At 74.8% G+C, this 25,929-nt stretch carries 29 protein-coding genes; 16 read left to right on the plus strand and 13 right to left on the minus strand.

Translation table 11 applies throughout. The features are described from left to right. The first annotated feature begins 87 nt into the window (after positions 1-87). From ACFW6A_RS02505 to ACFW6A_RS02520, 4 genes are read left to right on the plus strand one after another with little or no spacing between them, the layout of a single operon-like run. Positions 88-1,008: an ATP-binding cassette domain-containing protein gene (locus tag ACFW6A_RS02505; protein ID WP_386638263.1), complete on the plus strand. Its 921-nt coding sequence runs from the start codon at positions 88-90 to the stop codon at positions 1,006-1,008. After that, positions 1,005-1,790 carry an ABC transporter permease gene (locus tag ACFW6A_RS02510; RefSeq protein WP_386638266.1) on the plus strand — a complete coding sequence of 262 codons (786 nt, stop codon included), beginning with the start codon at positions 1,005-1,007 and terminating at the stop codon, positions 1,788-1,790. The genes ACFW6A_RS02505 and ACFW6A_RS02510 overlap by 4 nt, the downstream gene beginning before the upstream one ends. A 13-nt stretch (positions 1,791-1,803) precedes the next feature. Beyond that, positions 1,804-3,012: a histidine kinase gene (locus tag ACFW6A_RS02515; RefSeq protein ID WP_351856437.1), complete on the plus strand. Its 1,209-nt coding sequence runs from the start codon at positions 1,804-1,806 to the stop codon at positions 3,010-3,012. A gap of 18 nt (positions 3,013-3,030) precedes the next feature. Then, positions 3,031-3,663, plus strand: a complete 633-nt coding sequence (locus ACFW6A_RS02520) for a response regulator transcription factor (RefSeq protein WP_351856458.1) — start codon at positions 3,031-3,033, stop codon at positions 3,661-3,663. 22 nt (positions 3,664-3,685) lie between these two features. Here ACFW6A_RS02520 and ACFW6A_RS02525 read toward each other — a convergent pair whose 3' ends face one another. The 4 genes from ACFW6A_RS02525 to ACFW6A_RS02540 all read right to left on the minus strand — a co-directional run bounded on the left by ACFW6A_RS02525 (position 3,686) and on the right by ACFW6A_RS02540 (position 9,469). Then, complete coding sequence (locus tag ACFW6A_RS02525; protein WP_351856436.1) at positions 3,686-5,167, minus strand: MFS transporter; 1,482 nt, start codon at positions 5,165-5,167, stop codon at positions 3,686-3,688. Between the two features lie 60 nt (positions 5,168-5,227). Beyond that, positions 5,228-6,421 (minus strand): lipid-transfer protein, encoded by a 1,194-nt coding sequence (locus ACFW6A_RS02530; protein WP_351856435.1) that lies wholly within the window; start codon positions 6,419-6,421, stop codon positions 5,228-5,230. An 11-nt stretch (positions 6,422-6,432) separates the two neighbouring features. After that, positions 6,433-8,619, minus strand: a complete 2,187-nt coding sequence (locus ACFW6A_RS02535; RefSeq protein ID WP_386485158.1) for an acyl-CoA dehydrogenase — start codon at positions 8,617-8,619, stop codon at positions 6,433-6,435. Positions 8,620-8,725: 106 nt separating this feature from the next. Beyond that, positions 8,726-9,469, minus strand: a complete 744-nt coding sequence (locus ACFW6A_RS02540) for a MarR family transcriptional regulator (protein WP_351856431.1) — start codon at positions 9,467-9,469, stop codon at positions 8,726-8,728. A 244-nt stretch (positions 9,470-9,713) separates the two neighbouring features. Here ACFW6A_RS02540 and ACFW6A_RS02545 point away from each other — a divergent pair, with 244 nt between their 5' ends. Continuing rightward, the gene (locus tag ACFW6A_RS02545) at positions 9,714-10,385 is read left to right on the plus strand and encodes a DUF4097 family beta strand repeat-containing protein (protein WP_386485160.1); all 672 of its coding nucleotides are present in this window, start codon (positions 9,714-9,716) and stop codon (positions 10,383-10,385) included. A gap of 63 nt (positions 10,386-10,448) precedes the next feature. On the opposite strand, the gene ACFW6A_RS02550 is transcribed toward ACFW6A_RS02545, so the two are convergent. Continuing rightward, a complete protein-coding gene (locus ACFW6A_RS02550) occupies positions 10,449-11,453 on the minus strand; it encodes a helix-turn-helix domain-containing protein (RefSeq protein WP_351853219.1) in 1,005 nt (334 codons plus the stop codon). 52 nt (positions 11,454-11,505) lie between these two features. On the opposite strand from ACFW6A_RS02550, the gene ACFW6A_RS02555 reads away from it, so the two are divergent. Beyond that, a complete protein-coding gene (locus ACFW6A_RS02555; protein ID WP_386485064.1) occupies positions 11,506-11,922 on the plus strand; it encodes a cupin domain-containing protein in 417 nt (138 codons plus the stop codon). Positions 11,923-11,957: 35 nt separating this feature from the next. On the opposite strand, the gene ACFW6A_RS02560 is transcribed toward ACFW6A_RS02555, so the two are convergent. Next, complete coding sequence (locus ACFW6A_RS02560) at positions 11,958-12,149, minus strand: hypothetical protein (protein ID WP_351853221.1); 192 nt, start codon at positions 12,147-12,149, stop codon at positions 11,958-11,960. A 79-nt stretch (positions 12,150-12,228) separates the two neighbouring features. Here ACFW6A_RS02560 and ACFW6A_RS02565 point away from each other — a divergent pair, with 79 nt between their 5' ends. From ACFW6A_RS02565 to ACFW6A_RS02575, 3 genes are all read left to right on the plus strand, one after another. Then, positions 12,229-12,633, plus strand: coding sequence for a DUF4259 domain-containing protein (locus ACFW6A_RS02565; RefSeq protein WP_351853222.1), 405 nt, complete (start codon positions 12,229-12,231; stop codon positions 12,631-12,633). Between the two features lie 203 nt (positions 12,634-12,836). Next, a complete protein-coding gene (locus tag ACFW6A_RS02570) occupies positions 12,837-13,448 on the plus strand; it encodes a DUF1349 domain-containing protein (protein WP_351853225.1) in 612 nt (203 codons plus the stop codon). 26 nt (positions 13,449-13,474) lie between these two features. Then, positions 13,475-14,311: a hypothetical protein gene (locus ACFW6A_RS02575; protein ID WP_351853227.1), complete on the plus strand. Its 837-nt coding sequence runs from the start codon at positions 13,475-13,477 to the stop codon at positions 14,309-14,311. Here ACFW6A_RS02575 and ACFW6A_RS02580 read toward each other — a convergent pair. Genes ACFW6A_RS02580 through ACFW6A_RS02590 form a run of 3 tightly spaced genes read right to left on the minus strand, consistent with a single transcriptional unit; the run spans position 14,286 to position 15,807 of the window. Further along, positions 14,286-14,696 carry a hypothetical protein gene (locus tag ACFW6A_RS02580; protein ID WP_351853229.1) on the minus strand — a complete coding sequence of 137 codons (411 nt, stop codon included), beginning with the start codon at positions 14,694-14,696 and terminating at the stop codon, positions 14,286-14,288. The genes ACFW6A_RS02575 and ACFW6A_RS02580 overlap by 26 nt on opposite strands. Before the next feature lie 21 nt (positions 14,697-14,717). Continuing rightward, positions 14,718-14,999: a DUF397 domain-containing protein gene (locus tag ACFW6A_RS02585; protein WP_351853232.1), complete on the minus strand. Its 282-nt coding sequence runs from the start codon at positions 14,997-14,999 to the stop codon at positions 14,718-14,720. Then, positions 14,959-15,807 (minus strand): helix-turn-helix transcriptional regulator, encoded by an 849-nt coding sequence (locus ACFW6A_RS02590; protein ID WP_351853234.1) that lies wholly within the window; start codon positions 15,805-15,807, stop codon positions 14,959-14,961. Before ACFW6A_RS02590 ends, ACFW6A_RS02585 begins: the two co-directional genes overlap by 41 nt. A gap of 86 nt (positions 15,808-15,893) precedes the next feature. On the opposite strand from ACFW6A_RS02590, the gene ACFW6A_RS02595 reads away from it, so the two are divergent. Beyond that, entirely contained in the window at positions 15,894-16,301 is a 408-nt protein-coding gene (locus ACFW6A_RS02595) for an ATP-binding protein (protein ID WP_351853236.1), read from the plus strand. A gap of 50 nt (positions 16,302-16,351) precedes the next feature. Further along, the gene (locus tag ACFW6A_RS02600) at positions 16,352-16,984 is read left to right on the plus strand and encodes a class I SAM-dependent methyltransferase (RefSeq protein ID WP_351853238.1); all 633 of its coding nucleotides are present in this window, start codon (positions 16,352-16,354) and stop codon (positions 16,982-16,984) included. Between the two features lie 15 nt (positions 16,985-16,999). Here the strand turns inward: ACFW6A_RS02600 and ACFW6A_RS02605 are convergent, their stop codons facing one another. Beyond that, positions 17,000-17,665 (minus strand): dihydrofolate reductase family protein, encoded by a 666-nt coding sequence (locus ACFW6A_RS02605; protein ID WP_386638271.1) that lies wholly within the window; start codon positions 17,663-17,665, stop codon positions 17,000-17,002. A 139-nt stretch (positions 17,666-17,804) separates the two neighbouring features. Here ACFW6A_RS02605 and ACFW6A_RS02610 point away from each other — a divergent pair, with 139 nt between their 5' ends. Continuing rightward, positions 17,805-18,383 carry a TetR family transcriptional regulator gene (locus ACFW6A_RS02610; RefSeq protein WP_351853244.1) on the plus strand — a complete coding sequence of 193 codons (579 nt, stop codon included), beginning with the start codon at positions 17,805-17,807 and terminating at the stop codon, positions 18,381-18,383. 9 nt (positions 18,384-18,392) lie between these two features. Here ACFW6A_RS02610 and ACFW6A_RS02615 read toward each other — a convergent pair whose 3' ends face one another. Next, positions 18,393-20,603 carry a hypothetical protein gene (locus ACFW6A_RS02615; protein ID WP_386638274.1) on the minus strand — a complete coding sequence of 737 codons (2,211 nt, stop codon included), beginning with the start codon at positions 20,601-20,603 and terminating at the stop codon, positions 18,393-18,395. A 161-nt stretch (positions 20,604-20,764) separates the two neighbouring features. On the opposite strand from ACFW6A_RS02615, the gene ACFW6A_RS02620 reads away from it, so the two are divergent. The 3 genes from ACFW6A_RS02620 to ACFW6A_RS02630 all read left to right on the plus strand — a co-directional run bounded on the left by ACFW6A_RS02620 (position 20,765) and on the right by ACFW6A_RS02630 (position 23,717). Beyond that, a complete protein-coding gene (locus ACFW6A_RS02620) occupies positions 20,765-21,664 on the plus strand; it encodes an N-acetylmuramoyl-L-alanine amidase (protein WP_351853250.1) in 900 nt (299 codons plus the stop codon). Between the two features lie 100 nt (positions 21,665-21,764). Continuing rightward, positions 21,765-22,595, plus strand: a complete 831-nt coding sequence (locus ACFW6A_RS02625; RefSeq protein WP_351853252.1) for a hypothetical protein — start codon at positions 21,765-21,767, stop codon at positions 22,593-22,595. A 111-nt stretch (positions 22,596-22,706) separates the two neighbouring features. Next, entirely contained in the window at positions 22,707-23,717 is a 1,011-nt protein-coding gene (locus ACFW6A_RS02630) for an LLM class F420-dependent oxidoreductase (RefSeq protein ID WP_351853255.1), read from the plus strand. Here the strand turns inward: ACFW6A_RS02630 and ACFW6A_RS02635 are convergent. Next, a complete protein-coding gene (locus tag ACFW6A_RS02635; RefSeq protein WP_351853258.1) occupies positions 23,714-24,097 on the minus strand; it encodes a MerR family transcriptional regulator in 384 nt (127 codons plus the stop codon). The genes ACFW6A_RS02630 and ACFW6A_RS02635 overlap by 4 nt on opposite strands. A 66-nt stretch (positions 24,098-24,163) precedes the next feature. Between ACFW6A_RS02635 and ACFW6A_RS02640 the strand changes: the two genes are divergently transcribed. Then, entirely contained in the window at positions 24,164-25,288 is a 1,125-nt protein-coding gene (locus ACFW6A_RS02640) for an alkene reductase (protein WP_386638279.1), read from the plus strand. A 51-nt stretch (positions 25,289-25,339) separates the two neighbouring features. On the opposite strand, the gene ACFW6A_RS02645 is transcribed toward ACFW6A_RS02640, so the two are convergent. Further along, entirely contained in the window at positions 25,340-25,891 is a 552-nt protein-coding gene (locus ACFW6A_RS02645; RefSeq protein ID WP_351853263.1) for a hypothetical protein, read from the minus strand. Positions 25,892-25,929: the final 38 nt, after the last annotated feature.

Genomic DNA, 25,929 nt, shown 5'->3' on the forward strand with positions numbered 1-25,929 from the left:
GGACGGGGCCTCCCGGGACATTTGTCACGGCCGGGTCCGTACGCCGGGACCTGCCGGACCCGGCCCCCCGCTCCGTACCTTCGGAGCATGACGAAGCAACCCGCGGCCGTCTTCGAGGCGGTCACCAAGACCTACGGCTCCGTCCGGGCCGCCGACGGCGTGGACCTCACCGTCCGGCGCGGCGAGACCCTCGCCCTGCTGGGGCGCAACGGCGCCGGGAAGTCCACCGTCATCAGCCTGCTGCTCGGCCTCGACGTCCCCGACGGCGGCCGGATCTCCCTGCTCGGCACCACCCCCGAGCGGGCCGTCCTCGCGGGCGGGGTCGGGGCGATGCTCCAGGAGGGCCGCGCCGTCTCCCGCGTCACCGTCCGCGAGCTCGTCGGCTTCGTCGCCCGGACCTACCCCCGGCCGATGCCCGTCGCCGACGCCCTCGCCCTCGCCGGGCTCACCGCCCTCGCCGACCGCCGGGTGGACCGCCTCTCCGGCGGCCAGGCCCAGCGGGTCCGGTTCGCCGTCGCGCTGGCCGGCAAGCCGGAGCTGATCGTCCTCGACGAGCCGACCTCCGCGCTCGACGTGGAGGCCCGCGGCGAGTTCTGGGAGGCCATGCACGGCTATGCCCGGCGGGGCAACACCGTCCTGTTCTCCACCCACCACCTGGAGGAGGCGGACTCCTTCGCCGACCGGATCGTCGTCCTCGACGCCGGCCGGGTCGTCGCCGACGGCACGCCCGAGGACCTGAAGCGGGCGGCCGGCGGGGCGCTCGTCTCCCTCGACCTGGGCGGCGCCCCCTCCGCGTACCTCTCCGAGCTGCCCGGGGTGACCGAGGTGGAGATCCGGGGCGACCGCGCCCGGCTCCGCACCGACGACTCCGACGCGACCGTGCGGGCGCTGGCCGCACGGGACGCCGTCCGGGGCCTCGAAGTCGCCCCGCTCACCCTGAACGACGCCTTCCTCGCCCTCACCCGCCCCCGCGCGGGCGCCGCCCCGGAACCGGAGCCGAGCCGATGAGCATCCCCGCACCCGTCCCCGCCCGCACCCCCGCCGCCGCGGCCCCGCCGGTCCTGTCGACCACCGCCGCCTACATCGGACTGGAGACCCGCCGTGCCCTGCGGGACCCCGGCTTCGTCATCTCCACCATCGGCGTCCCGGTCATGATGTACCTGCTCTTCACCAACCTCGGCGGGCAGGGCGACCCCGCCTACAGGACGGTCGCGATGGTGGGCATGGCCGCGTACGGGGCGATGGGCGCGGCCCTCTCGCTCGGCACCGGCGTCGCCGAGGACAAGTCCACCGGCTGGCTGCGGCAGCTGCGGATCACGCCGATGACCCCGCGCCGGGTCGTCACCGGGCGGGCCCTGACCGGCACCGTCGTGGTGCTGCCGGCGATCGCCGCCATCCTGCTGGCGGGCGGGCTGCTCAACGGCGTGCGGATGCCCCCCGCGCACTGGGCGGCGGTGGCCGTCGCGCTGTGGCTCGGCTCGCTGCCCTTCACCCTGCTCGGCCTCGGCAACGGCTACCGGCTTTCGGCGCAGACCGCCGGCGTGGTGAACGTGGCCTGCAACCTCGGCCTGGCGGTCGTCGGCGGCCTGTGGTTCCCCGTCTCGCTCTTCCCCGGCCGGCTGGCCGCGCTCTCCGCCTGGACGCCCACGAACCGCTTCGCGGAGCTGGGGGCGGCCCTGTCCGGGGGACACGCGCCGGCAGCGTCGTGCCTCGCGGTGATCGCCGGCTGGACGGTGCTCTTCGGCGGCTACGCGGCGGTCTCGTACCGTCGTTCCGCACGGACGGTCTGACGGGGGGCCCGGCATGCGGAACCGGTGGCGGAAGCGACGGCGGGAGAGGTGCGGGACCCGACAGGAGCGGGGCCCCAGCGGGCTCAGCCTCCTGCCGTGGCTGCTGATGGGGATGGGCTCGCTCTCCCACCTCGTCAGCGGCGAGGCCGCCAACCCCTGGCTGGGCATGGCCGGCCTGCTGGCCTTCAACACGCTGTACATCGCGATCGTCTTCCGCGCCTTCGACCGGTCCCGGCGCGAGACCACCGCCACCTGGGCCCTGCTGGGCGCCCTCGCCGCCGTCACCTTCGCCCTCGCGGCCGGCTACGGCCGCGAGTGGCTGCTACTCTTCCCGCTGCTCGGCCTGGCGCTCGGCGCGGTGGCGCGGGGCGGCCGGGAACTGCGGCTCCTCACCTTCCCCCTGGTCGCGGCGGTCGGCGTCGTCACCTTCTGGCGGGACGGCTGGAACTCCGTCGGGATCGTGTACGGGACCTTCATCTCGACCATGGTGACGGCGGCGATCCTCGCGCTGAACGAGACGGTCGGCGAACTGCGGGCCACCCGCGAGGAGCTGGCCCGGTCGGCGGTCGAGAAGGAGCGGCTGCGCTTCTCCCGCGACCTGCACGACCTGCTCGGCCACACCCTGTCCGTGATCGTGGTGAAGTCGGAGGCGGCCCGGCGGCTGGCCCCGCGCGACCTGGACGCGGCGCTCGGGCAGCTCGCGGACATCGAGTCGGTGGGCCGGCAGGCGCTCACCGAGATCCGGGAGGCCGTCACGGGCTACCGGGAGGGCAGCCTGGGCACGGAGCTGGACCGGGCGCGCGACGCGCTCTCCTCGGCGGACGTGGAGCCGGTGGTGCGGCGTTCGGGCCCGCCGCTGGAACCGGCCGCCGAGGCGCTGCTGGGCTGGGTGGTGCGGGAGGCGGCGACGAACGTGGTCCGGCACGCGGGCGCCACCCGCTGCGAGATCGTGGTGGCGAGCGGCCCGGAGCGGGTCCGGCTCACCGTCACCGACAACGGCCGCGGCCCGGCCGCCGGCACGCCGGGCAGTGGCCTGCGCGGCCTGCGCGAGCGCCTCTCCGCCGCCGGCGGCGCCCTCGCCGCGGGCCCGGCCCCGAACGGCGGCTTCCGCCTGACGGCGGAACTCCCGGTGACGGCGGGATCCCCGGAGCCCGGGGACCCGGACACGGCCGCGAGCCCGGACACGGTCGCGGACGGGGTCCCGGGCGCGGGCACCGCCTAGGCTTCCCCCGTGAACGAGATGCCGCGGGACCACCGGCCCGCCAAGTCCGTCCGGGTGCTCCTCGCCGAGGACCAGGGGATGATGCGCGGCGCGCTCGCGCTGCTGCTGGGGATGGAGCCGGACATCGAGGTCGTCGCCCAGGTCGGGCGGGGGGACGAGATCGTGGAGCGGGCGCTGCTGGCGCGGCCCGACGTGGCGCTGCTCGACATCGAGCTGCCGGGGCGGTCGGGCCTGGACGCGGCGGCGGAGCTGCGGGACGAGGTGCCGGACTGCCGGGTGCTGATCCTGACGACCTTCGGGCGGCCGGGGTACCTGCGGCGGGCGATGGAGGCGGGGGCGGCCGGGTTCCTGGTGAAGGACGGGCCGGTGGAGGAGCTGGCGGAGGCGGTCCGGAAGGTGCTGCGCGGCGAGACCGTGATCGATCCGGCGCTCGCCGCCGCCGCGCTCGGCGCGGGCCCGAACCCGCTGACGGCCCGTGAGCGGGAGGCCCTGTCGGCGGCGGTGGACGGCGCGACGATCGCCGACATCGCGGGCCGGCTGCGGCTGTCGGAGTCGACGGTGCGGAACTACCTGTCGTCCGCGATCGGGAAGACCGGCACCCGCAACCGGATGGAGGCGGCCCGGGCCGCCCGGCAGCAGGGCTGGCTCTGACGCCCCCGCTCCGGTCCCGGCCCTAGCCCTTCCGCGCCGGGCGCGGCAGCCAGAGGGCCATCAGGACGGCGGCGAAGAGGAGGACGCCGGTCGAGACGCGGAAGGCCATGGCGTAGCCGGGGACCAGGGAGAGGGCGTCCAGGGCGTCCGGGTCGTAGGAGCCGATGGCACCGGAGCCGGGGCCCGGGGGGACGTGGGTCGCGGCCGCCACCGTCGTCAGGGTGGCGAGGCCGAGGGCTCCGCCCATGGTGCGGGAGGTGTTGACCAGGCCGGAGACGAGGCCCGCGTCGCCGGGGGCGGCCCCGGAGGTGGCGAGGGTCGCGAGGGGCGTGGTGGCGAGGCCGATGCCGCCCATCATGAGGAGGCCGGGGCCGAGGATGGTGGTGAGGAAGGTCCCGTCGGCGGTCATCGTGGACTGCCAGGCGAAGCCCGCGGCGGCGACGAGGACGCCGGTGACGGCGAGGGCCCGGGCGCCGGTGACGGCCATCAGGCGGGGCGCGGCCTTGGAGCCGACGAGGACGGCCAGCGAGCTGGGGACGAGCGCGAGTCCGGCCTGGAGCGGGGTGTAGCCGAGGACGTTCTGGGCGTAGACCGTCATGAAGAACCACATGGCGAAGGAGCTCGCGCCGCACAGCATGATCCCGGCGTTGGCGGCGGACACGGCCCGGTTGCGGAAGATGCCGAGCGGGACGAGGGGTTCCTTCGTCCGCTTCTCGACGGCGGCGAAGACGGCGAGGAGCGCGAGGCCGCCGAGGAGCGGCAGGAGGGTCGCGGCGGAGGTCCAGCCGGCCATCTCTGTCTGCACGATGCCGTAGGCGAGGGTGGCGAGGCCGGCGGTGACGAGGACCGCGCCGGGCAGGTCCAGGCGGCGGCCGGCGGTGGCGCGGCCCTCGCGGATCCCGAGCGCGGCGGCGGCCAGCAAGGCGAGGCCGAGGGGGGCGTTGACGAGGAGGACCCAGCGCCAGTTCAGCAGGTCGACGAGGAGGCCGCCGACGAAGCCGCCCGCGGCGCCGCCGGCCGCGCCGACCGCCGTCCAGGTGGCGATGGCCCGGGTGCGGGCGGCGCCGGCGGGGACGGCGGAGGTGACGAGGGTGAGGGTGGCCGGGGAGAGGGCCGCCGCGCCGAGTCCCTGGGCGGCGCGGGCGCCGATGAGCCAGACGCCCTCCGGGGCGATGCCGCCGACGACCGAGGCGGCGGTGAAGAGGCCGAGGCCCGCCAGGAACATGGTCTTGCGCCCGTACAGGTCGGCCGCCCGGCCGCCGAGCAGCATGAAGCCGGCGAAGGCGATCGAGTAGGCGTTGATCACCCACTGGAGGCCGAGGGAGGAGAGGTCGAGGTCGGCCCTGATCGACGGCAGTGCCACGTTCATGACCGACACGTCGAGGACGACGAGGAACTGCCCGGCGCAGGCGACGAGGACGACGAGCCAGGGGCGGGGGGTGCGTATGGAGGAGCGGGTCGGGGTGGATCCGGTGGCGGAGTCGGTCTGCGGCATGGCCGTCATGGTCGCAGACCGGCTCCGCCCCGTACATGCGGCAAGGGTCCTACGACCCGCGCCGGACCTCTACGCCTTGCGGAGGAGGGTGACCACCGCCGCGCCGCCGAGGCCGATGTTGTGGGCGAGGCCGACGCGGGCCCCGGTGACCTGGCGGCCGCCGGCCTCGCCGCGGAGCTGCCAGACCAGTTCGGCGGCCTGGGCGAGGCCGGTGGCGCCGAGGGGGTGGCCCTTGGAGATGAGGCCGCCGGAGGGGTTGACCACCCATCGGCCGCCGTAGGTGGTGGCGCCGGATTCGACGAGCTTGCCGGAGGCGCCGTCCTCGCACATGCCGAGGGCTTCGTAGGTGAGGAGTTCGTTGACGGAGAAGCAGTCGTGGAGCTCGATGACGTCGACGTCCTCGATGCCGAGTCCGGAGGTCTCGTAGGCCTGCCAGGCGGCCGCCCGCGACATGGGGCGGCCGACGGCGTCGATGCAGGAGCCGGAGGCGAAGGACTCGCCGGTGTCGGTGGTCATGGCCTGTCCGGCGATCTCCACGGCCCGCGCCTCCAGGCCGTGGGCGGCGGCGAAGCGTTCGGAGACGACGAGGGCGGCGGCGGCGCCGTCGGAGGTGGGCGAGCACTGGAGCTTGGTGAGGGGGCGGTGGACGGTCCTGGCGGCGAGGATCTCGTCGACCGAGTGGACGTCCTGGAACTGGGCGTTCGGGTTGCGGGAGGAGTGGAGGTGGTTCTTGGCGGCGACGGCGGCGAGCTGCGCCTCGGTGGTGCCGTACCGCTCCATGTGCTCGCGGGCGGCGTTGCCGAAGATCTGGGCGGTGGGCGGGGAGGCCTCGAAGCCGTGGGCGGCGGCCATGATGCCGTAGTGGCGGGCGACGGGGGAGGTCGCGAAGTCGCCGGCCCCGCCCGCCCCGCCGCCGAGGGAGCCCCTGCTCATCTTCTCGAAGCCGAGGGCGAGGACGCAGTCGGCGATGCCGCCCTCGACGAGCTGCCGGGCGGTCATGAGGGCGGTGGAGCCGGTGGCGCAGTTGTTGTTGAGGTTGTAGACGGGCAGGCCGGTGAGGCCGAGTTCGTAGACGGCGCGCTGGCCGGCGGTGGAGGCCTGGAAGCAGTAGCCGACGGCGGCCTGTTCGACCTTCTCGTACGGGATGCCGGCGTCGGCGAGGGCGGCGGTGCCGGCCTCGCGGGCCATGTCCCAGTACTGCCAGTCGCGGGTCTCGGGCTTCTCGAACTTCGTCATGCCGACGCCGGCGACGTACGACTTCATGGCGTGCCCTCTCAGTCCCTGGGGAGGCCGAGCAGCCGCTCGGCGACGACGTTGAGCTGTACCTGTGTGGTGCCGCCGGCGATGGTGAGGCAGCGGGACATGAGCACCCCGTGGACGGCGGCCGTGCCGGCTCCCTCGCGGACCGCTCCGGCGGGGCCGAGGAGTTCGAGGGCGAGTTCGGCGGTCTTCTGCTGGTGGAGCGTCTGGACGAGCTTGCGGACGCTGGCGCCCGCGCCGGGTTCGAGGCCGGACACCTGGAGGAGGGTGGTGCGCAGGCCGATGCAGGCCAGCGCGTGGGCCTCGGCGAGGAGGGCGCCGGTGCGGGCGCGGACGGAGCCGTCGGCCTCGGCGGACGCCTTGATGAGCGCTTCGAGGCCGGTGTCGAAAACGACCTGGTCGGCCATGTGGACGCGTTCGTTGCCGAGGGTGTTGCGGGCGACCCGCCAGCCGTCGTTCACCTCGCCGACGACGGCGTCGGCGGGGAGGACGGCGCCGTCGAACCAGACCTCGTTGAAGAGGGAGTCCCCGGTGATCTCCTTGAGGGGCCGGATGTCGATGCCGGGGGTGTTCTTCATGTCGACGAGGAAGTACGTGAGCCCCCGGTGCTTGGGGGCGTCCGGGTCGGTGCGGGCGAGGAGGATGCCGAAGTCGGCCCACTGGGCGGCGCTCGTCCACACCTTCTGGCCGGTGATCCGCCAGCTGCCGTCCCCGGTGCGTTCGGCGCGGGTGCGCAGGGAGGCGAGGTCGGAGCCGGCGCCGGGCTCGGAGAAGAGCTGGCACCAGCGCCGCTCGCCGCGGAGGGTGGGCCCGAGGTGGCGTTCCTGCTGTGCGGGGCTGCCGTGGGCGAGGAGGGAGGGGACGACCCAGGTGGCGATGCCGAGTCCGGCGACGGTGATCCCGGCGTCGTCGAGTTCGCGCTGGACGGCGAGCTGCTGGAGCGGTCCGGCGCCGAGGCCGTAGGGCTCCGGGAGGTGCGGGGCGGCGTGACCGGTGGGGGCGAGGGCGCGGCGGGCGGCGGCGGGGTCGAGTCCGGCGGCGACGGCGACGGCTTCGCGGGCGGCGGCGCGGTACGGCTCCGCGGCGGGCGGCAGGTCGAGGCGCAGCGCGCGGCGCAGGCCGGTGGCGGCGTGCCGGAGGGCGTCGAGGCGGAAGCGGTCGCCGGTGCCGAGGAGCTGGCGGGCGACGAGGGCGCGGCGGAGCAGGAGGTGGGCGTCGTGCTCCCAGGTGAAGCCGATGCCGCCGAGGACCTGGATGCAGTCCTTGGCGCAGCCGTACGCGGCGTCGAGGGCGGTGGCGGCGGCGAGGGCGGCGACGAGGGGCCGGGCGGGGTCGTGGGTGGCGCGAGCGGCGTCCCAGGTGAGGGCGCGGGCCTGTTCGAGCCGGACGAGCATGTCGGCGCAGAGGTGTTTGACGCCCTGGAACTGTCCGATGGGCCGGCCGAACTGCTCGCGGGTGCGGGCGTGTTCGGCGGCGGTCTCGACGGCGCGGGCGGCGGTGCCGCAGGCGTCGGCGGCGAAGAGGACGGCGGCGAGGTCGTGGACGAGCCCGGTGTCGAGGGCGAGGGTCCGGCAGGCGGGCACGGGGAGGGCGGCGGCGGTGACCTCGGCGGTGGGCCGGGTGGGGTCGGCGGAGGCGTGGGCGCGGACGGCGGGGCCGGTGCCTTCGGGGCCGTTCGCGTCGACGGCGAGCCAGACGGTGCCGTCGGCGGTGGCGGCCTGGAGGAGGAGCAGGTCGGCCTGGGCGGCGCCGAGGACGGGCGGCGCGGTGCCGTCGAGGAGGTGGCCGTCGTCGGTGCGCACGGCGGTGAGGGTGCCGGTGCCGCCGAGGGCGACGGCGCCGGTCCTGCGGCCTTCGGCGAGGTCGGCGAGGAGCGTGCCGTGGGCGGCGGGGCCCGCGCGGTGGAGGAGTTCGGCGGCGAGGACGGAGGGGAGGTAGGGGCCGGGGAGGAGGGCCCGGGCGGTCTCCTCGACGACCACGGCGAGGTCGTCGAGGCCGCCGCCCCCGCCGCCGTGCTCCTCGGGGACGTGGATCCCGAGGAGCCCCTGCGCGGCGGCGGCGTCCCAGTGGCCGGGCCGGCCGGCCGGCGGCTCGGGCGCGTCGAGCCACCGGCGGAGCTCCTCGGGGGGCGCGGCGCGGGTGAGCCAGGCGCGGACGGACCGGGCGAGGTCCCGCTGTTCGTGCGTGATGGCGATGCCCATGGCGCGCAGACTAGAACACGTTCCATTCTGACGGAAGGTCAGATACGGGTCGGACGCGGGGTGGATCGCGGGCTCCGCGCGCCTCGCCGGTCGCCACCGGCCGCCGTCAGTCGCCGTCCGGCGCACCCTCCGGGGCCGCGTCCGCCGGCTTCGTCAGCAGGATCTCCCGGGCCTGCTCGGCCGCGCGCACGATCCCCTCGCTGACGAAGTCCATGAAGCGGGCGACGTTCTCCAGGCGGGCGGCGGCCGGGGTGCCGGGGCCGAGGACGGCGACGCCCTGGCGGGCGATCTCGACCATCTGCTCGTTGGCCTTGGCGGCGGCGATCATCGACTGGTACCAGAGCTCGTCGTCGACGATGTAGCGCTCGCGGCGCCGGTCGTCGCGCTCGCGGCGGATGAGGCTCTGCCCCTCCAGGAAGGCGATGGCCTTGGAGACGGAGCCCGCGCTGACCTGGAGCCGCTCGCCGAGTTCGCCGGCGGTGAGGCTGCCCGCGTCGGTGGCGTAGAGGGCGGCGAGGACGCGGGCCGTCATGCGGGGCAGGCCACCCTGCATGAAGACGGTGGCGAACGCCTCCTCGTAGTCGCGCACGGCCGCCGCGTCGCGCCCGTCGGCCCGCACGGCCGGCGCGGCGTCGCCGCTGCCGGGCCGGCGTCGCCGGGCGCGGCCCTCTGTGGCGCGGTGGGCCAGGTCGGGGCGGTAGGCGGTGGGGCCGCCGTTGCGCATCACCTCGCGCGTGACGGTGGAGGTGGGCCGTTCGAGCCGCCGGGCGATCTCCGCGTAGGCGAGCCCGTCGGCCAGCCCCAGCGCGATCTGCTGGCGTTCCTGCTGGGTGAGTCTGCCTCCCGGCATCGCGGATTCCCTTCGTCCGTGCGCCGCGTTCGTGCGCGACGGGCCCAGCATAGCGTTCACCGCTCAGCCATTGCAACGCACAGGCATATGCCGTTGCGTCAATTTACACTTCATTGCAATGAAATTGCCGCTCTGAGCTGCACGCACGCCATTCCAGTGCAACGAAGCTGTTGTCGAGAAGTGGAAAGCAACGTAGCTTTTTCCATGTCGGAAACGCCGACGCCGCTTCAGAGGAGCAGACATCATGCAGACCTTCGCCGCCACCGCCCCGATCGCCGCCGTCGTCGCCGTCCCGGCCGGCAGCCTCCGCTTCATCGCCGCCGACCGCGCCGACGCGACCGTGGAGGTCCGTCCCTCCAGCCCCGCGAAGTCCCGTGACGTGAAGGCCGCCGAGGCGGTCGACGTCTCGTTCGCCGACGGGGTGCTGCGGATCACCGCCCCCGAGGCGAAGAACCAGCTCTTCGGCGCCTCCGGTTCCGTCGAGATCACCGTGCGGCTCCCGGCCGGCTCCTCCGTCGAGGGCCGGGCCGCCGCCGGGGAGCTGCGGGGCGTCGGCCGGCTCGGGGACGTCGTCTTCGAGGCCGCCCAGGGCTCGGTCAAGCTCGACGAGGCCGCGAGCGCCCGCCTCGCCCTCCAGGACGGCCCCCTCGCCATCGGCCGCCTGACCGGCTCCGCCGAACTCACCACCGCCCGCGGCGACCTGCGGATCGCCGAGGCCACGGCCGGTTCGGTGGCGCTGAGCACCCTGTCCGGCTCGATCTCGGTCGGCGCCGCCCGCGGTGTCGCCGCGACCCTCGACGCCGGCACCTCCTACGGCCGCGTCAGCAACGGCCTGCGGAACGCCGAGGGCAAGGGCGCCGGCCTCGCCATCCGCGCCACCACCTCGCACGGCGACATCACCGCCCACAGCAACTGAGACCGCCGCCGCCCGCATGGCGCCCCGCACGACCCGCACGACCCCCGCGGCCCGGGCCGGGACTCACGTCCCGCCCGGGCCGAAGCGGTTCCGGTACGCCGACGGGGACAGCCCCGTCTCGCGGCGCACCAGGGTCCGCAGATGGGCCGCCGTGCCGAGCCCGCTCGCCCGCGCCACCACGTCGAGCCGGGCCTCCCCCCGCTCCAGGAGCCGACGGGCCAGCGTCACCCGCTCCCCCGTCAGCCAGGCCAGCGGCGTCGTGCCCAGCTCCGCCCGGAAGCGCCGGTGCAGGGTCGCCGGGCTGACGGCCGCCCGCGCGGCGAGGTCGGCCACGGTCAGCGGCCGGTCGAGACGCTCCTGCGCCCAGGCGAGCACCGGCGCCAGCGACTCCTCGGGGACCTCCGGCACCGGCCGCTCGATGAACTGCCGCTGCCCGCCGTCCCGGTGGGCGGCGAAGACGAGCCGTCGGCTCACCGCGCTCGCCACCTCCGCCCCGTGGTCGCGCCGCACCACGTGCAGCCCCAGGTCGAGGGCGGCCGCGCTGCCCGCCGCCGTGAGGATGTCGCCGTCGTCGACGAACAGCACGTCCTCCTCCAGGCGCACGGCCGGGAACCGTGCCCGGAAGGCGTCCGCCCACTGCCAGTGCGCGGTCGCCCGCCGCCCGTCCAGGACACCGGCCTCCGCGAGCGTGAAGGCCCCGCTGCAGAAGCCGACCAGCCGCGCCCCCCGCGCGTGCGCCCGCCGGATCGCGTCGAGCACGGCGGGGCGGCGCGGCACGGCCACGTCGGGCCGGTTGGGCACGATGACCGTGTCGGCGGTGTCGGCCGCCTCCAGGCCCCGCACCCCGGTCAGCGTGAAGAACCCGTCCCGCATGAGGGTCTCCGGCTCCGGCGAGCAGAGCCGGAAGTCGTAGAGCAGCTCCCGCCCCTCGCCCAGCTCCGGCCTGCGCAGCCCGAAGACCTCGCTGGCGCAGCCCAGCTCGAAGGGGTTGGAGTTGGCGTCGACGATCACGACGACCCGGTGGAGGGCGGGCGGGTGCGTGGCCGGCTGCGAGGATCCTTGCGACATGTGCGATTCCTAGCACTCCCGCCGGGGCCGCCGCCACGACGAGGATCACCCCATGACCAGCAACGAACCCATGACCGGCAACGGGCCCGTCGCCCTCGCCGCCGCCCTCGCCTCCTTCGACGCCCTGTGGAGCCCCCGGATCGTCACCCGCGTCAACGACTACGACGTGCGCGTGGCCAAGGTCGAGGGCGAGCACCTGTGGCACGCGCACGACGACACCGACGAGTTCTTCCTCGTCCTCGACGGCGAACTGTCGATCGCGCTCCGCGAACCGGCCGGCGAGCGCACGGTCCACCTCCCGAAGGGCTCGGTCTTCACCGTCCCCCGGGGCGTCGAGCACAAGCCGTCCGCCCCCGGCGGCGCGTCGATCCTCCTCTTCGAGCCCACCGGCACCTCCACGGTCGGCGACCGCCACGACCCGGTCCCGGCCCACGTGGACGCGACGACGGGCCACACCCTCGAACGGTGATCACGTCGCGCATGACCCGCACCCGGTCGGCGGTTTCAGCCGGGGTTCGTCCTCGGAGCGGCCCGCCGGGCACACCCGGGCCGGCCCTCCGCCGAGGCCCAGGCGGCGCCACCCGCGCCGAGCAGAGCGCCGATCAGTCCGGCGACGACGGCGGTCCGCGCGCCCCGGCCGCGCGGGAGGCGCGCCGCCGGGAACCTCCGCCGCCCCGCGTTCTCCTCCGCGCTCACGCCGCTCCCCCGCGTTGTCAGTGGCCGCTGTCACGATAACGGCGGCTGGACATCACTACCGAGAGAGGGCGTGCGCGCCATGGGGACTTGGGACATCGGTCCGTTCGACAACGACACCGCGGCGGACTTCTCGTACCGCGTGGACGAGGCGGCCGAGGGGACGAGGGCGGAGGTGCTGCGGGCGGCGTTCCGGGAGGTGACCGGGACCGGGGAGGAGTACCTGGACGCGGACCTGTCGATGGAGGCGATCGCCTCGGCGGCGCTGGTGGCGGCGCAGTGCCCGGGCGGGGAGCCGGTCACGACCTCGTACGGCCCGAAGAAGCCGCTGGGGGCGCTGCCCGAGGAGCTGCGGGCGGAGGCCGTCGCCGCGCTTGACCGGGTGCTGGCCGAGCCGTCCGAGCTCCTGGAGCTGTGGGAGGAGTCGGACGGCGAGGAGTGGAAGGCGGGGGTGCGGAAGCTGCGGGGCGTGCTGGCGGGGGCCTGACCTTTCCCCCTCGGGGCGGGGCGACACGGGCGGGGCGACCCGGGGGGACGACACGGGCGGGGCGAGGGCCGACGCCCGGGGGCCGGGGGCCGTGCCCGGGAACGTGCCGGAGCGGTCCGGAAGCCGCTTGGACTTCCGTGCGGGTTGTTGGATCCTCGGCCTCCGGTACTGCTCCGACGGCCGCGAAACCCGATCATGGGGCCATGACCTCCGCAGCCGAAGCCGGTGCCCTGCCCCTCTCCCTGGAGTGGGTGGTGCCGCCCTCCACCTGGTCCTTCGACGGCGACGGCGGCGTCCTGACCGTCACCGCCGCGCCCCGCACCGACCTGTTCACCGACCCCCTGGACGGCACCCGGCGCCAGGACGCCGCGCTCGCCCTGACCGTGCCTCCGGAGGGCGACTGGCAGTGGTCGGCCCGGCTCCGGGTCGGCCTGCGGGACGCGTGGGACGCCGGCGCGCTCCTCGTCCACGCCGACGACGACCATTGGGCGAAGCTGACGTTCGAGCAGGCGCCGGACGGGACTCCGGGCGTCTTCTCCGTCGTGACCCGCGGCCGCTCGGACGACGCGATCGCCGCCCCGGTCGCCGTGGACGCGCTGTGGCTGCGGATCAGCCGGACCGGCGACCGCTTCGCCTTCCACTCCTCCGAGGACGGGGAGAAGTGGAGCCTGGTGCGGCAGTTCACGCTCGGCGCCCCGGGCCCCGTACGGGTCGGCATCGGCGCGCAGTCGCCTGTCGGAGGGGGCTGCCGGGCCGACTTCGACTCCCTCCGCCTCGCCCCGACCGCCCTGGCCCACCTGTTCGACGGACGGTGAGCCCTCCGCGCGTTACGCTCCCCCGCGTGACGGGCATCGGAGCGTGGCGCGCGGAGGTCGTCGGCCATCGGCGGGCGGAGGGCCCGCCCCCGTACGACCGGGACCGCCGCCGGGGCGAACCGCTCGCCCGGCGCGACGGGTTCGCCGTCCACGGCGAGCGGGGCGCGGTCCGGGCGACCGGCCCCGACGGCCGCACCCTCTGGACCCACGCCTTCGCCGGCCGCCCCAACGCCGCGCACGTATCCGGCGGCCGGGTCCTGGTCACCACCGACTCGCTGGAGTACACCCCGTGGGGCTTCCTCGGCCCGGCGTACCTCCTCGACCTGGCCGACGGCCGGCTCGTCGCCGAGCTGCGCGGCGAGCGCGGGGCCGCGCGCGGCGGCGGCCGTTTCCTGCTGGGCCTGGAGGGCTACGGCGTCTTCGAGACCGTCGCGTACGACCGGGACGGCGTCGAGACGGACCGCTGGGCCTCGTACGGGCACTACGTCGTCGGTACGGGCGTCCGCGTGGTCGAGGCGGACCGGCGGCACCCGACCCGCAACCGGGTCGTGCGGCTCCTGCCCGGCGGCACGGTCTCCCCCGGCCCCGCGCTGGCCGACTCCCAGCCGCCGGAGCCGGTCGTCCTCCCGGACGGCACGATCCTCGTCCTGGACGGCCACGTGCTCCGCGCGGTGGACCGGGACCTCGTTCCCACCACCCTGGCGGAGCTGACGCCCCTCACCGGCGGCCGGACGATCCGGTCCCTCCGGTGGGACGGGAAGCGGCTGGTCGCGACCGTCGCGGAACCCCGCGCCGACGACCCGGCCCGCTACACCGTCGACACCTGGACCTTCCGCCTCACGCCCGCCGGCGCCGGTCCCTGACCGCGAGCACGACCGACGCGACGGTCGCGCCGACGGCGGTGACCGCGAGCAGGAGCAGCCCCGGGTTCACCCACACCGGCACGATCTCCTCCCCCGCGCAGACCAGACTCACCGGCAGCGCACCGCTGGAGTCGGGCACCGCCATGTGCCCGGCGTTGAACCAGCAGGCGTCCTCGGGCTGGAGGAACGGCAGGTACGACAGCCCGTACACGTGCAGCGCCCCGCCGAGGAGGTAGGCGAGGACGGCGGTCCAGGCGGCCTTCCTGGCGGGTGTACGCCGGGGGCGGGGCGGCCCCGGCAGTCCGGCGTTCTCCCGCCGGGCCCGGACCAGCCCCACGTACGTGATCCCCGCCCACGTCGGCAGGACGAGGGCGAGGATCACCATCCCCACGAGGGTCGCCACGGGTCAGCGCCCGAGGCGCCCCTCGGCGGCGGCGCTCACGAACGCCGTGAAGGCGGCGGGCGACGCGAGGAAGGCGGGCCCTTCGGGGTTCTTGGAGTCGCGGACGGCGACGTGGGCGGCGAGATCGGCGACCTCGATGCACTGGCCGCCGTTGTCACCGCTGTACGAGGATTTACGCCAGGCGGCGGTGCCGAGGGGAGCGCATTCGATGCAGTCTCCACCGTTGTCGCCGCTGTACGAAGACTTACGCCAGCGCGCTCCCGCCAGACTCTGGTTGGTCTCCATAGTGCTCCTCCATGACGCGGGTGATCAGCGCGGACGAATCCTCCACGGACAAAGCCGCCGCTCGGAGGTGATCGTAACGGAGCGCCCCCTCCTTGAACGCAGCTGAATCCACGGTCATATGCCCCTGCACGAAGTCCTCGGTGTAGACGAGGTCGGGATCGTCCGCGAAGCGAAGGAGATTGAAGGAGCCGTGCGACCCTGCGTGCGCACCCACCTCGAACGTAAGGATCTGGATCTTCACCCACTCTCGTTCCTGCACGTCCAACAGATGGCTCAGTTGCTCCCGCATCACCTCCCGTCCGCCGACTTCCTGGCGCAGGGCCGCCTCGCTCATGACGACCCAGAGCAGTGGCGGGTTTTCGCGGTCCATGATCCGCTGGCGCTCGATGCGGGCGGCGACCAGTCCGTCGAGGTCGCGCTCGAACCGGGCCCCCATGAGGGCCCGGGCATACCCTTCCGTCTGAAGCAGCCCATGCACCAACTGCGCCTGGAAAGAGCACAGGTACGTCGCCTTCGCCTCCATCTCCGCGTACGGTCTGAACCACGACGGCAGTTGGCTCTTCAAGACCAGCCCCACCAGCCTGGTGAAGAACCCGCCCGTCATCAGCGCCGCGTCCAGCCGCTCCGAGAACTCCCTGGTCGGGACCTTTCTCGCGGTTTCGATCTGGCCGATCAGCGAGCCGGTGCAGTAGAGGATCTCGCCGAGCTGGGACTGGCTGAGTCCCGCTTCCTCTCTCAGCCGGCGGAGTTCGTAGCCGTAGTAGTCCAGCGGCGAGGCGCTGGGATCGAGGCTGCGGATGTTGACCAAGACGAGGTCACCCCCCCTTGCGTACGCACCGTGGCGTTGCGTTCAGTCCGTAGCCGAGCGTAACGAAGCTGCTCCACGCTGGGGGCATGAACGAACCAACAGACTTGCATCCTGCGGCACTTGAGGCCAGCTACCGGATGGGCTTCACCGTGGGTGAGCACTCGGCGCGCCACATGCGCCGCATCCTGCGCATGTTCCTCACACGGTGGGCACTCGACCGGGTGTCCGATTCCGCCGAGCTGGCGCTGACCGAGCTGGTCGCGAACGTCGTGCGGCACGTCCCCGGGCGCCGCTGCTCAGTGCTGTTCCTGCGGGAGCCGTACGGGCTGCGGGTGGAGGTCGCGGACGGGGTGGCGGGCGCGCTGCACGCGAAGGTGCCGGACGGGGCGGCGGAGGGCGGGCGGGGGCTCGTGGTGGTGGAGGGCGTGACGGACCGGTGGGGGGTGGAGGAGCGGAGGGACGGGAAGACGGTGTGGTTCGAGTGCGACGGGTAGGGCACGATGGGCGCCCGTACCGACGTACTACTCGCCAGTAGGAGACCGCCATGTCCGAGCCCCGTCCCGAGATCCTTGCCGCGTTCGAGGCGGCGAAGGGGTTCATGCCCGTCGGCGAGGGCCTGGCGCTGTACGCGGCGGCGGCCGAGGCCGGGAAGCTCGGGCTGCCGCTCCTGGAGGTGGGGACGTACTGCGGGCGCTCCACGATCCTGCTGGCGGACGCGGCGCGGGAGGCGGGGACGGTCGCGGTGACGGTGGACCACCACCGGGGCAGCGAGGAGCAGCAGCCGGGGTGGGAGTACCACGACCCGACGGTGGTGGACCCGGAGGTCGGCGCGATGGACACGCTGCCGACCTTCCGGCGGACGCTGCGGAAGGCGGGCCTGGAGGACCACGTGATCGCGGTGGTGGGGCGCAGCCCGCAGGTGGCGAAGGTGTGGGGCGGGGAGCTGGGGCTCGTCTTCATCGACGGCGGGCACACCGACGAGCACGCGACGAACGACTACGAGGGCTGGGCCCCCCGGGTCGCCCCCGGGGGCCTGCTGGTGATCCACGACGTCTTCCCGGACCCGGCGGACGGCGGGCAGGCGCCGTACCGGATCTATCTGCGGGCCCTGGAGTCCGGGGAGTTCGAGGAGGTCTCGGTCACGGACTCGCTGCGGGTGCTGCGCCGGGTCTCCTGAATTCCGCCGAGCGGGTCACTTCCGCCAGAAGAGGTGGCGGGTGACCCCGCTCGGGCTCGGGACGACGTCCAGGTGGTAGCGGTCGGTGAGGTCCTCGGGCGCGTCCCAGAGCTTGAGGCCGGTGCCGAGCTTCACCGGGGAGACGACCACGTGGAGGGTGTCGACGAGGCCGGCGTCCAGGAACGAGCGGATCGTCGTCACCCCGCCGCCGAGGCGGACGTCCTTGCCGTCGGCCGCCCCCTTCGCCCGCTCCAGGGCCGTCGCCGGGTCGGCGTCGAGGAAGTGGAAGGTGGTGTCGGAGAGGGTGAGGGACGGGCGCGGGTGGTGGGTGAGGACGAAGACCGGGGTGTGGAACGGCGGCTCCTCGCCCCACCAGCCCTTCCACTCCTCGTCCTGCCAGGGGCCGCGCACGGGGCCGAACTTGTTGCGGCCCATGATCTCCGCGCCGATGTTGTGGTGGAAGTCGCGGACCAGGTGGTCGTCGAGGCCGCGGCTGCCGCCGGGGTCGGTGCGGTTGGGCCAGCTGGCGGTGGCTCCCGCCCAGGCGAAGAGCCGGCCCGGGTCGACGTGGCCGAAGGGGCGTTCCAGCGTCTGGTCCTCGCCGGCGGCGATGCCGTCGGCGGAGACGTTGAAGTTCTGGACCTTCAGCAGCTGGGTCCTGGGCCGGGGGCCGGCGGTCATGGGATTCCTCCTCGCTCGGGTGTTCCGCAGTCATGACTGCCCGGACGGCCCGAACTCATCGCGGGGACGCGCACTCGTCGCGCGGACGCGTACGCTACTCAAAGGGGTCGAGGTGTAGTACTACGGACGGAGTGGTGTCATGGCGAGACGGAACGACGAGCGGCGCGCCGCGCTCGTGGACGCCGCGATCGAGGTGCTGGCCGCGGAGGGCGCCCGCGGGCTGACCTTCCGCGCGGTGGACGCCGCGGCGGGGGTGCCCACCGGCACCGCCTCCAACTACTTCGCGAGCCGCGACGAACTCCTCACCCAGGCCGGCGCCCGGGTCTACGAACGGCTCCGGCCCGACGACGCGGCCATGGAGGAGACCCGGACGGCGCCCCGGGACAAGGAGACGTACACCCGGATCATGCGCGAGCTGGTCGGGCGGATCTCCGCCTTCCGCACCGGCTACCTCGCCCTGCTGGAACTGCGCCTGGAGGCCACCCGCCGGCCCGCGCTCCGCTCGGTCCTGACCGAGCGGGTGCGGGCCGACGTCGAGGCCAACGTGGCCTTCCACGAGTCCTCCGGCCTCCCCGGCGACGCCACCTCCGTCAAGCTGCTGATCCTCACCCTGAACTGGCTGGTCGTGGAGCAGCTGACCCTCCCCGACGTCTTCTCGGAGGAGGAGCGGGACGCGCTGGTGGCGGCGGCGGTGGACCGGATCGTGGACGGGTACTGACCGCCCCCGTCAGAAGTTCGACGTCACGTAGAGGCAGTTGGTGTAGGTGTACCCCGGCTCGATGACCGCCTTGCTGTCCTTGGTCTCGCCCGCCGACGACAGGCCGCCGGACCGCCGCTGGAGGAAGTAGTACGTGCCCGCCGGCAGCTGGAGCGTCGCCTTCGGGTACTTCGAGGACGGGCCGCCGCAGGGCTTGGCGTCCGGGTCGACGGCTTCGCGGATGCCGCCGTAGTTGGTGCAGGTGCCGCACCCCCTGAGGGTGATCTTGCCGGTGACCGGGCCGGTGTAGAGCAGTTCGACGGAGTCCTTGCCGTCGTTGCTGACCACCATCGGCATGCGGGAGCCGCCCGGCACCGTCGCCGGCGGCAGCTTCTTCCCCGCGGCCGGCTCGTGGTCCGCGATCTGCGCGGCGATCGAGATCGTCCGGGCGTGCGCGGTCTGCGGGCTGTCCGGATAGTCCTTGGCGTACCGGTCCATCGTCTTCACGGCGTCGGAGTACTCCTCGTCGCGGAACTGCTTGGTGCCGCAGGAGAAGACGCCCTTCTGGATCGCCCGGGCCGCGTCCGCGACCGGCCCGCCCAGCTCGTAGCCCTGGAGCGCGGCGACGTCGGACCGCCGGGTCCGCACCTCCTCGGTGGTGGCGCACGGGTCGGACGCGCTGCCGTCGGAGAGCGGGGCCGCCGCCTTCCGCAGGCCGTCGCCGACCAGCTTCCCGGCCTTGCCGACGTACGGCGAATCGGGGAAGGTCGAGGCCAGCTCGGTGAAGGCCTCGTGGGCGGGCTTGGTCGCCTCGCGGCCCAGCTCGCCCGCGCCGCACTCGTACAGCGACTGCGCCAGCGGCTCGTCGAAGCCGTCCGCGCGGTCCCCCAGCACCTTCGCGTCCACGGTGTCCGGGAGCGAGCGCAGGTGCTTGAGCGGATCGACCGCCTCGCAGTACTTCTTGTCCGCGTACGGCTTCGACACGGACGTGACGTACGCGTCCAGGCGCTCCGGCACCAGCTTCCCGGCCCGGGAGTCCGGGTGGTCGAGCGCCAGCTTCTCGTACGTGTCCAGCGCCGTGGCGTAGTCGCTCTCGGCGAGGTCGAAGCGGGTGCCCTCCTTGGCCTTCACCAGCGCGTCGGCCGTGCCGAGCCGGGCCAGCAGGGACTGCTGGAACGCCTCCTCGCGGGCCTCGTCGCGGGCTGCCCCGTACGCGACGGCGCCGCCGGCCGGCACGGCGAGCAGCACGACGGCGAGCGGCAGCACCAGGCGGCGGGCCGCGTCCCCCACCGAGAGCCGCGCCCGCAGGCCCCGGCGGGCCCCGTCGGCGGCGGCGGCGAGCAGCACGGCCCCGTACCCGGCGAGCACGCCGGCCGGCACCCCGTCCGCGTCCGCCGGAAGCGCGAGCAGCAGCAGCGCCGCGGTGGCGGCCCAGCAGACCGCCGCCCAGATCCACTGGCGCAGCAGGACGTAGCCGAGCCCGAGGCAGGAGAGGTTCAGCAGCCCGACGGCCACGGCCTGGAGCGGCCGGCTCTCGCCCTGCCCGCCCCCGCCGCCGGGGGCGAAGGCCGGCGGGGCGGAGGGCGGCGGCGGAAGCGTCCCCGCCCCCGCCCATCCGGGCGCGGTCCCGGGCGCCTGCCCGTACCCCTGCCCGTACGTCCCGCCCCCGCCGAAGCCGGCCCCGAAGCCACCGGCGGACGGCCCGAACCCGGAACCGCCCGCATCCGGGGCCCCGCCGGCGCCCGAGGACGGCCCGAAACCAGGACCGCCCGCGCCCGGGGACCCCTCGGCCCCGGAAGGCGGCCCGAAACCGGAAGCGCCCGCGCCCGAGGCCCCCTCGGCGCCGGAGGACGCGGCCGCGCCGGCCGACCCCCCGTTCTGCCCCGGAGCCTCCCAGGGCGCCGGAGCGGGCAGCCGGAAGGACCCCGTGGGCGTGGGCTGCGGCGCGGTCTGCGGCGGCACGGCCGCCGGAGGCGCCGCTTCGCCGGACCTCGGGTCGGCGGGCACGGCGTCCCTCGGCGGCGCGTCCGCCGGTACGGCGTCCCGGGGCACCGCGTCCGCCGGTACGGCGTCCCTCGGCGTCGCGGGCGTGCCGGCGGCGGGGCCCGTGGCCCCGCCGCCGGGTCTGATCCTGACCGTCTCGCCGGAGGCGGCGGGCGGTTCGCCGCCGGGGCCCGGCTTGCTCAGGTCGAGCTTCGGCTGCTCGTCCCGGGGACGTGCGTCGTTCGGTTCTTCCCCCACCGGCTCCCCCTCGTGGGTCCAGGCGCGGTGACACCCCCACGCCGCTCCGGGGACCTACCCTTCACCCGCGCAGGACACGCGTCCACCGGTTTGCGGATGCGGTGACCCAGCCGGTACATCCGGTCCGCGGTTTCGGCCGGGGAAGGGCCTAGAGTCGCTGGGTGCCGTACGACCACAGGAACCCCGTGACCCGCTCCCTGCCCGCCGCCCTGGCGGCCCTCGTCTGCTCCGCCGCCCTCGCGGGCTGCGGCGCCGCCTCCGAGGCCGCGCAGGGCACCGAGGGCCCGGCCGCGATGGCCACGACGCCCGGCCCGGACCGCACCCGGGCCCAGGCCCGGGCGGAGTCCCCCGCCCCGGCCCCCTCCGCCGCCCGCCCCCTCGCCGGCCGCACGGTCGTCGTCGACCCGGGGCACAACCCGGGGAACTTCCGCCACGGGCGGGAGATCAACGCCAAGGTCGACATCGGGACGGCCCGCAAGGAGTGCGACACCACCGGGACCTCGACGAACGCGTCCGGGGACCGGCCCGCGTACACGGAGGCGGCCTTCACCCTCGACGTCTCGCACCGGCTGCGAGGGCTCCTGGAGGCGCGCGGCGCGAAGGTCGTCCTGACGCACGACGCGGACCGGCCGTACGGACCCTGCATCGACGAACGGGCCCGCATCGGGAACGGGGCGAAGGCCGACGCCGTCGTCTCCGTGCACGCCGACGGTTCGGCGGAGGGGAACCGCGGCTTCCACGTGATCGTGCCCGCGAAGGTGAAGGAGGGCTCCGCGGACACCGGTCCGATCGTGGCCCCCTCGCGCGCGCTCGGCGAGCGGATCGCCGCGGAATTCCGCCGGACGACCGGCACATCCCCGGCCAACTACCTCGGCGGCGGCACCGGATTGGACGTCCGCTCCGATCTCGGAGGTCTCAATCTGTCAACGGTGCCCAAGGTCTTCGTCGAATGCGGCAATATGCGTGATCCGAAGGACGCCGCACTGCTGACGTCCGGGGCGTGGCGACAGAAGGCGGCCCAGGGCATCGCCGACGGCATCGTGACCTACCTCCAGGGGTAGAACCCGCGAGCGATAGATTCGCTCCGTACGATGGGGCCGCCCCCGTGCCAAGAACCGGCGCCTGCCCGACGCGACGACGACCCGACGAAGGACTTCTTACGTGAATATCCGCTCCCTCACCCGAGGCGATGGCGTGCTGATCGGTGCTGCGGTGGTGCTGTTCATCGCCTCGTTCCTCGACACCGCCGGCTGCGACGGTCCGGCCGCGATCTGCGACCAGATCGACTTCGGCAACTCCTGGGAGGCGTCGCCGCTCGGCTGGGGCGCCTTCTTCCTCGGCCTCGCCGGCGCGGCGCTCGTCGTCGTCTCGCACGGCCTGCCCCAGCCGCGCAAGGTCCTGGGCCTGGAGCTCGGCCAGATCGGCGCCGCCTTCACGGTCGCCTCGGCGTGGAACCTGCTCATGTGGGTCTTCGAGTCGGAGAACGCCGGCGCCGGCCTGATCCTCGGCCTGATCGCCGCCCTCGTCCTGGCCGCCGCCGCCCTGGCCGCCCCGATGGTCCCCGCCCTCAAGGCCCCGCTCGTCGGCGCCCCGCGGCCGGCGGTCGCGCAGCCGTACGGCGCGCAGCCCGGCCAGCCGGGCGTTCCCGGCGGCGGCTACGGCTACCCGGGTGCCCAGCAGGCCCACCAGCCCTACCCGGCCCCGCAGGACGCCTCGCAGGGCGGCCAGCACTTCGGCGGCCAGCCGCAGCCCCAGCCGGCCCCGCAGCCCGAGCCGCAGGCCCAGGGCGGCTCGGACTTCACGCCGTTCTGGTTCGCCGTGCCGGTCGCCCGTCCGCTGTACGCGGAGGACGGCTCCGGCTCGCAGATCGCCGAACTGGCCCCCGGCACCTGGTACCTGGCCGTGGAGCAGCGCGGCCAGGCGCTGATCGCGCAGACGCAGGACGGGCGCCGCGGCGTCCTCCAGGACGCGACCGGCATCCAGCGCGGCTGACCGCACCCGCTCCGCACGGCGGCCCCCCGACCGGAAGTCCTTCCGGTCGGGGGGCCGCTGCCGTACAGTCCCCGGGACCGAACTGACGTACCGTCAGAAAGGAGCCCGGTCATGCGCCTGGGACTCGCGCTCGGCTACTGGGGCCGCGGCCCCTCCCCCGCCCACCTGGAACTCGCGCGCGAGGCGGAGCGGCTGGGCTACGACTCGGTGTGGACGGCGGAGGCCTGGGGCTCGGACGCCTTCACCGCCCTCACCTGGATCGCCGCCCACACCAGCCGCATCGGACTCGGCACGGCGGTGGCCCAGATGGCCGCCCGCACCCCGACCGCGACCGCCATGCACGCGCTGACCCTGGACCACCTGTCCGGCGGCCGGATGCGGCTCGGCCTCGGGCTCTCCGGCCCGCAGGTCGTGGAGGGCTGGTACGGCCGCCCCTTCCCCCGCTCCCCGCTCACCGCCACCCGCGAGTACGTGGACGTGATCCGGCAGGTGCTGCGGCGGGAGGCGCCCGTCACCCTCGCCGGACGGCACCACTCCCTCCCGTACGCGGGCGAGGACGGCACCGGCCTCGGCAGGCCCCTCCGGCCGATCACCCACCCGCTCCGCGCGGACCTGCCCGTCCTCCTCGGCGCCGAGGGCCCGAAGAACATCGCGCAGACCCTGGAGATCGCCGACGGCTGGCTGCCGCTCTACTGGTCCCCCACCCGCTGGCGCGAGGTGTACGCCCTGCCGGACCGGCTCCCCGACGGCTTCCGGGTCGCCCCGATGGTCCGCGCCCGGGTCTGCGACGACGTGGCGAAGGGCCTGCTGCCGGTCAAGGCGATGCTGGGCTTCTACATCGGCGGCATGGGCCACGCGACCCGCAACTTCCACGCCGACCTGATGGCCCGCATGGGCTACGAGGCGGAGGCCCGCCACATCCAGGCCCTCTTCTCCGAAGGCCGCCGGGAGGAGGCCGTCCTGGCCGTCCCGGACGCCTTCGCCGACGAGATCTCGCTGGTGGGCCCGAGGGAGCGGATCGCGGAGCGGCTGGCCGAGTGGCGGTCGGGCCCGGTGACGGAGCTGCTGGTCACGGCCCCGGACCCGGAGACGCTGCGGACGCTGGCGGAGCTGGCCGGCTAGGCCGTCTCCTCCGGACCGGGCCGGGGCGCGGAGGCCGTCTCGATGACCTCGTCCAGGATGTCGCGGGAGCGGACCAGGTCGGCGATCATCGCGTCGATGCGGGTCCGCTCGGCGGCCAGCTCGTCGACCAGCTGGGAGGTGGCGATCTCGCTGGGCGCGCCGTCCGCGTCGCGCATGCAGGGCAGCAGGTGGGCGATCTTGCGGCTGTTCAGGCCCGCCGCGTACAGGGCCTGGATGCGGACGACCCGGTCCACCGCCCACTCGCCGTACTGCCGCTGACCGCCCGGGGTGCGCTCGGACCGCAGCAGGTCCTGGGTCTCGTAGTAGCGCAGCGACCGCTCGCTGACGCCGCTGCGCCGGGCTAGTTCACCGATGCGCATCCGCCGACTCTCCTCCGGGAGAAGGGACTTGAACCTGACACTGGTGTCAACTCCTACGGTACCCGCATGACGAACGCACCGGAGTCCTCCCGCCTCTTCGAATCCGTCCCCCTCGGCCCCCTCACCCTGCCCAACCGGCTGGTGATGCCGCCGCTGACCCGCAACCGCGCGGACGCCGACGGCGTCCCCCGGCCCCTCATGGTCACCCACTACGCCCAGCGGGCCACCGCGGGCCTGATCATCGCCGAGGGGACCACCCCGAACGCCGTCGGCCAGACGTACCCGAACATCCCGGGGATCCACGACGACGCCCACGTGGCCGGCTGGCGCAGGGTCACCGACGCGGTGCGGGCCGGGGGCGGGCGGATGTTCCTCCAGCTCCAGCACGGCGGCCGGGTCGGCCACCCCGACAACAGCGGGCTCCTGCCGGTCGCGCCCTCCCCGGTCGCGCTGCCGGAGGAGATCCACACGCCCTCCGGCCGGCAGCCGTCCGTCGTGCCCCGCGAGCTGGACGCCGAGGGGATCCGGGAGACCGTCGCGGACTTCGCCGCCGCCGCGCGCCGGGCCGTCGACGCGGGCTTCGAGGGGGTCGAGGTACACGCCGCCAACGGCCACCTGCTCCACCAGTTCCTGGCGAAGAACACCAACCGGCGCACGGACGCGTACGGCGGGTCCGTGGAGAACCGGGTCCGGTTCGCGGTCGAGGTCGTCCGGGCCGTGGCCGACGCGATCGGCCCCGAACGGGTCGGGGTGCGCATCTCCCCCGGGGTCACGGTGAACGGCGTCGACGAGGGCGGCGAGGAGGAGACCGCCGCGCTGTACCGGGCGCTCGTCCCCGCGCTCGCCGCGCTCGACCCGGTCTATCTGCACGTGATCTTCGCCGACCCCGGGCAGCCGCTCTTCCGGTGGATCCGCGCGGCCTGGCCGAACGCCCTCATCGCCAACCCGGTGCTGGGCTTCGGCGGGCCCCTTCCCGCCGACGGCGGGAAGGAGGCGGGCGAGCGGCTGCTCGCGGCCGGGGCCGACCTGATCTCGCTGGGCCGCGCCTTCATGGCCAACCCCGACCTGGTCGAACGGCTCCGCACCGGCGCGCCGCTCAACCCGCTCCGGGAGGCGAACTGGATGTACTCGGGCGAGGAGGCCGGCTACAACGACTACCCGACGCTGGCCGGGTCCGCCGCCCTCGTCTGACCGGCGCACCGGCCGGCGGGCCGGGGGCCGGCGGGCCGGCGGGCCGGCCCGTCAGCCGCCGCTGAGCTGGGAGGCCGAGGGGACCTTGTCGACGACCTCGGCCCCGGCGGACTTGCCGGCGTCCTTGATGCCGTTGATGACGCCCTCCAGGCCCCCGACGTCCGCCGCGTCGAGCTCGCCCTTGCGGAGCTTCGTGCCGAGGTCCTTGAGCGAGTCGATGCCGGACGAGAGCGGGGCCACCGCCTTGGAGAGCAGCGGATCGCCCTTGGCGTTGTTCACCGCCGCCTTGAGCCGGTTGTAGGTGAACGCGCCCGCCGCCCCCGCCTTGATCAGGGCGAAGGTGCGGCCGTCCGCGCCCTTCTTGAACTTGCCCGCCCGGTACGGCTTCACGATCCACTGGTACGCGGCCCCCGCCGCGAGCCCGGCGTTCGCGACGAAGCGGGTCTTCGCGAGCTTCTGCCGCTCGAAGGTGCCCGACGCCGACGGGGTGGCGGCGGCCGCGCTCACGCTCTGGCTGGTGTCGGCCCCGCACGCGGCGGTCGAGAGCAGCAGCGTGCTGGACAGGAGCAGCGCGGCGGCGCCGCGGTTCAGACTTCCGGACACAGCGGAACCTCCCTGGGAGTGGTCCCGCCAGCCTCACC

It is taken from the genome of Streptomyces sp. NPDC058758, from assembly GCF_042746075.1.
In the GTDB taxonomy this organism is placed as follows: domain Bacteria; phylum Actinomycetota; class Actinomycetes; order Streptomycetales; family Streptomycetaceae; genus Streptomyces.